5 protein-coding genes are annotated in these 5,041 nt (G+C 61.6%); all 5 read left to right on the top strand.

The features are described 5' to 3' along the window. The first annotated feature begins 31 nt into the window (after positions 1-31). The 5 genes from ACKOED_RS11675 (at position 32) to ACKOED_RS11655 (ending at position 4,792) form a co-directional block, all read left to right on the top strand. Positions 32-1,108, top strand: a complete 1,077-nt coding sequence (locus ACKOED_RS11675) for an ABC transporter substrate-binding protein (protein WP_408916770.1) — start codon at positions 32-34, stop codon at positions 1,106-1,108. A 91-nt stretch (positions 1,109-1,199) separates the two neighbouring features. Next, the gene (locus ACKOED_RS11670) at positions 1,200-2,291 is read left to right on the top strand and encodes an ABC transporter ATP-binding protein (RefSeq protein ID WP_408916769.1); all 1,092 of its coding nucleotides are present in this window, start codon (positions 1,200-1,202) and stop codon (positions 2,289-2,291) included. Then, positions 2,291-3,169 (top strand): ABC transporter permease, encoded by an 879-nt coding sequence (locus tag ACKOED_RS11665; RefSeq protein ID WP_408916768.1) that lies wholly within the window; start codon positions 2,291-2,293, stop codon positions 3,167-3,169. Before ACKOED_RS11670 ends, ACKOED_RS11665 begins: the two co-directional genes overlap by 1 nt. Before the next feature lie 5 nt (positions 3,170-3,174). Further along, positions 3,175-3,987 (top strand): ABC transporter permease, encoded by an 813-nt coding sequence (locus tag ACKOED_RS11660; protein ID WP_408916767.1) that lies wholly within the window; start codon positions 3,175-3,177, stop codon positions 3,985-3,987. A gap of 1 nt (position 3,988) precedes the next feature. After that, positions 3,989-4,792 carry an arginase family protein gene (locus ACKOED_RS11655; protein ID WP_408916766.1) on the top strand — a complete coding sequence of 268 codons (804 nt, stop codon included), beginning with the start codon at positions 3,989-3,991 and terminating at the stop codon, positions 4,790-4,792. Positions 4,793-5,041: the final 249 nt, after the last annotated feature.

The raw sequence follows: 5,041 nt of genomic DNA, 5'->3' as shown, positions 1-5,041 counted from the left end.
GCGGATCGACTGACGCTTCAGGGAGACGAACATGGTCAAGCAGACTGAAATCAATCGGCGTGGCTTCCTGGCTGCAGCCTCTGCAGCGGGTGTGTCAGCGCTGGTCGGACCTGCCTTCGCCCAGCAAGGCACCGTCACCTTCACCTCTTGGGGCGGTGCGTTCCAGGATGCGGTGCGAAACTCAATGCTGACGCCGGCGGGGCAGGCTCTCGGCATCGCGGTCAAGGAAGACACCACCAACGGCATTCAGGATGTCCGGGCGCAGATCACGGCCCGGCGCGTTGTCTGGGACGTGACCGAGCAGGAGCTGCCGACCGCAGAGACCCTGAAGCGCGAGAACGCCCTCGAGCCGCTTGACTATAGCGTCATCAACACCGACGGCATCCCCAAGGAACTGGTGAACTCGCACTATGTAGGTTTCGTGAACTTCACCAAGGTCATCGCCTGGCAGGCCTCGACCTATGGCGAGAATGGTCCGACGACATGGGCTGACTTCTGGGACGTGAAGAAATTCCCCGGCAAGCGCTCGCTGCAGCAACAGGTGAACTACGCTCTTGAAGCCGCGACCATGGCGCAAGGTGTCGCCATTGCTGATGTCTACAAGGTGCTGGCCACCAAGGAGGGCATGGACAAGGCCTGGGCCAAGCTTGAGGAGATCGCTCCGCACATCACCGTTTGGTATCGGGGCGGTTCGCAATCGGCGCAGTTGTTGCGTGATGGCGAAGTCGACATCATCCACATGGGTCACAACCGCGTTGAAAGCGTCATCGGCTCGGGCAAGAAGGTCAACTACAAGTTCGACGGCGGCACGATGGATATCGATGCCCTGATGGTCCCGCGCGGCGCTCCAAACAAGGCGAATGCGATGCGGCTGATCAACGAGCTTCTCAAGCCAGAACCGCAGGCGCGGCTCGCGACGACGATGCCGCTGGGCCCGGTCAATACCAACGCCTTCAAAACGGGCATCCTTACCGAGGCCGAGGCGCTCAAGGTCAATACGCACCCCAGCAATATCGGGAAGCAGCTGCTGGTCGATCCGAACTTCTACGTCGGTCGGCTCGATGTGCTGACCGAGCGTTTCGAGCGCATCAAGCAGAAGCGCGGTTGATCAATTCTGCCCTCCTGGTCGGCGCAAATGGCACCGACCGGGATTTCTCTGCCTGATCGAATACGCTGCGCCGCTTGAAAGGACGCATGCCATGGCTGTTGCCGCCGCTTCGTCACAATCCCTGCCGATCACGGTAAGCAATCTTGTCAAAGCCTATGGCGATCTGCGCGTCCTCGATGATGTTTCGATCGCCATCCGCCCCGGCGAATTCATGACGCTGCTGGGGCCATCCGGATCCGGAAAAACAACGCTGCTGATGGCTCTTGCCGGCTTTGTAAGCCCCGAAAGCGGCTCGATTCGTTTCGGCGAGCAGGAGATGATCACGACCTCCCCGCACAAGCGCGGAGTGGGCATGGTGTTCCAGAGCTACGCGCTGTTTCCGTTCATGAGCGTGGCCGAGAACGTCGCGTATCCGCTCAAAATCAGGGGTGTATCGCCTGCAGAGCAGAAGAGCCGCGCCGAGGCGGCGCTCGAGATGGTCAAGCTCGGGGGATATGGCGGGCGGCGGATCAACCAGCTCTCCGGCGGCCAGAAACAGCGGGTGGCCTTGGCCCGTGCCATGGTCTTCGAACCGCGCATCATCCTGATGGATGAACCGTTGTCAGCGCTCGACAAGAAGCTGCGCGAACATATGCAGATTGAACTCAAGCAGCTTCATCAGAAGCTGGACGCCACGATTGTCTATGTGACCCATGACCAGCGCGAGGCGCTGACGATGTCGGACCGGATCGCGGTGGTCAACAAGGGGCGCATCGCCCAACTCGACGAGCCCAAGGCGCTCTATCGCCGCCCGAATTCGCTGTTCGTCGCGGATTTCATCGGCGAAACCGTGCTTCTGCCCGTCCAGCGCGACGGTGATGGCGTCAGCCTCCAGGGACGCAAGCTGAAGCTCGCAACACCCACGCCGTCGGGGGACGGACCGCTGCAACTCGTGATCCGGCCTGAACTGCTTCAGCTTGATCCCGGCAATGACGGCGACACAAACACGATCGCAGGCGTGGTTCGGCAGACGATCTATCAGGGCGACTCTGTGCTGCTGATCATCGACGCCGGCAATGGTCGCGAGGTCTCGGTGCGCATCGCCACAAGTCGGGCGGGACAGGCGAGCCTCCCCGAAAGCGGCAGCCAGATTGCCCTCGGCCTGCACCGCGATGACACCGTCGTACTGGCGGAGCAGGCGTGATGAGCACGGCAACTACGATGAATGCCGACGAGTTGGCGCGAGGGCAACGGCGCGAACGGGCGCAGTTCATCGGGCTGAGCCTGCCGGCGACGCTGCTCATTCTCATCATCGTCTTCCTGCCGCTGTTCTGGCTCTCCTCGCTCTCCTTACTCGATCGCGGCGGCGAGCTCTCGACGGAGAACTACCAGCGGCTCACAGGCGACCTCTATATCGAGGCCTTCGTCGTCACCTTCCAGATCAGTGCAGCAGTTACCGCGCTCTGCGTTCTACTGGGATATCCGCTTGCCTACTGGCTGAGCCGGAAGCCGCAGCGCACGGCCAATTTACTACTGATCTGCGTGCTGCTTCCGTTCTGGACGGCGGTTCTGGTCCGCACCTATGCCTGGCTCGTGCTGCTCCAGCGCAATGGATTGATCAACAACACGCTTCTGTCCCTTGGCATCATCGATGCGCCGTTGCAGCTCGCTCACAATCTGACCGCCAGCATCATCGGCATGGTTCACATCATGCTGCCATTCCTGGTGCTGCCGCTCTACGCCACGATGAAGTCGATCGACGGCGATCTGGTGCGGGCAGCGGTCGGCCTCGGTTCCAGTCCAACCGAAGCCTTCTGGCGCATCTTCGTGCCGATGTCGCTGCCTGGCCTCTTCGCTGGTGTCGTGCTGGTCTTCATCATGTCACTCGGCTTCTATGTGACGCCCGCACTGCTTGGCGGCGGCCGTGTCCAGATGCTCGCGCAACGGATTGAATCGACCATCACGATCTTCTCGAACTGGGGCGCCGCCAGCGCGCTCGGCGTCGTCCTTCTGGTGATGGCGCTCGCTCTCGTTGCTCTGCTTCACCGGGTCTTCGGGCTCGACAAGCTTTTCGTGAGGTAAGGGACATGGCGATGCAGGATATGCCCGGCGCCTCGCCCTGGACGCAGCGTCTTCTCGCCATCTACGGCGCGCTGGTCCTGTTCTTCCTGATGCTGCCGACCGTCATCGTGATCCCGATGTCTTTCTCGGACTCCCAGTACCTTGAGTTTCCCCCAACAAGCTGGTCGCTGCGCTGGTACCGAGAGTATTTCGGCTCATCGGCCTGGATGAGTGCCACCTGGACTTCGCTTCTGGTCGCCGTCCTGACGACCTTGCTGGCGACGCCACTGGGCACGCTGGCCGCCTATGGCATGCATTGCACGTCGGACAGGATCCGAAATGCCTTGCAGTTGCTCGTTCTGATGCCGGTGGTCGTGCCGTCGATCCTCGTCGCCGTCGGCGTGTTTCATCTCTATGCGATCGTCGACCTGAACTACTCGATCACGGGCCTCGTTCTCGCCCATACCGCGCTTGCCGTGCCCTTCGTGATCATCACGGTACTGTCGAGCCTCAATAACTACGACATGACGCAGGAGATGGCGGCCCGCAGCATGGGGGCGTCTCGTCCCCAGGCGTTCCTCGGCATCACATTGCCGCAGATCAGATTCTCGGTCCTCACCGGCGCCTTCCTCGCCTTCATCACCTCGCTCGATGAGGTGGTTGTGGCCAAGTTCATCTCGGGCGGCGAGAACGCCACCATCACGCGCCGCATGTTCAATGCGCTGCGTGACCAGATCGACCCGACGATTGCCGCCATTTCCACCTGCCTGATCGTCGTCTCGGTGCTCGCACTCGCTGCCGTCCAGATCTTTGGTGCACGCGGCAAGGGGAGCACGTGACATGGTGGCCAGACTGATCCATCGCCATGCCGTCGCCGATAGATGCTTTCCCGGCACAAGAACTGGCCAGCTTGCCGATGTCACTCGTGGCGATATCGCCATTTTCGGTGTTGATGCAGTGGCTGCTCTGGCTATCCGGGATGCCGCAAACGCACATTCATTGCGAGCAGAAGCCTCCCGTCGACGCATCGATCTTGGCAATCTGGGCGAGGCCTCAGACCAGTTGCCAGCCATTCTGCATGACATCGAAGCTCGTGGAGCACGGCCTTTCATGCTGGGTGGTGATCCGGAGCTGGGCACAGCCTTGATCGACGCCCTCGCTGGCCGTCCGGATTCTGTTCCGCAGACCATCATCCTGTTGTCGCCCCGCCTCGATATCCGCCTGCCGCAAGCCGGGACGTTTCAGGCCGTGGCGATCGGCACGCAGCGTCTCATCGGATTGTCCAGCTATAACGCTTGGCGCGATGCGGGCGGGATAGTCGCGCCGGCAGCCGCTTTTGACGCAGATTGCGTCGAGACGATGCTGACCGCCATGGCGGCGAAGGTGAGAACGGCGTTGCTGCTGGTCGATCTCGCCGTGATCGATACGGGATATGCGGCGGGGGCCTGGCTGCGGAATGTTGGTGGGCTCAGTCCGATGGCGGTTCTCGACCTCGTGGACAAGACCATTTCACAGTTTGACCTTCATGGGCTGGCCCTACTGAACCTGGCACCTGAACGCGATCCCCGCGGACACAGCGAGCGCATCGCTGCGATGATCGCGGAGCGGGTCGCATCACAGGGTCATGGGAGGCAAGCCGTATGACAAGCAGCGGTGCGCCAAGCCTCTCGTCGGCACCGTCCTTTCGACCCATCCCGTCGCTATTGGGCGCGCCAATTGCGGACATCGACGATGTCAGCCGAGGTGATGTCTGCATGGTCGGACTGTTCGAGGATCATGCAGACACCACAGATTTCGGGGCGCGCTTCGCAGCGCGGCAGATCCGTTATGCAAGCCAGAGCGATACCGATCCGGGTCCTGCGCCTCCGGGCGTGCGCGTCCTCGATCTTGGTG

Origin of the sequence: Aestuariivirga sp., assembly GCF_046093005.1 — a bacterium.
In the GTDB taxonomy this organism is placed as follows: domain Bacteria; phylum Pseudomonadota; class Alphaproteobacteria; order Rhizobiales; family Aestuariivirgaceae; genus Aestuariivirga.
The sequence above is the reverse complement of the archived record's forward strand: the minus strand, read 5'-3'. Positions and strand labels throughout refer to the sequence as shown.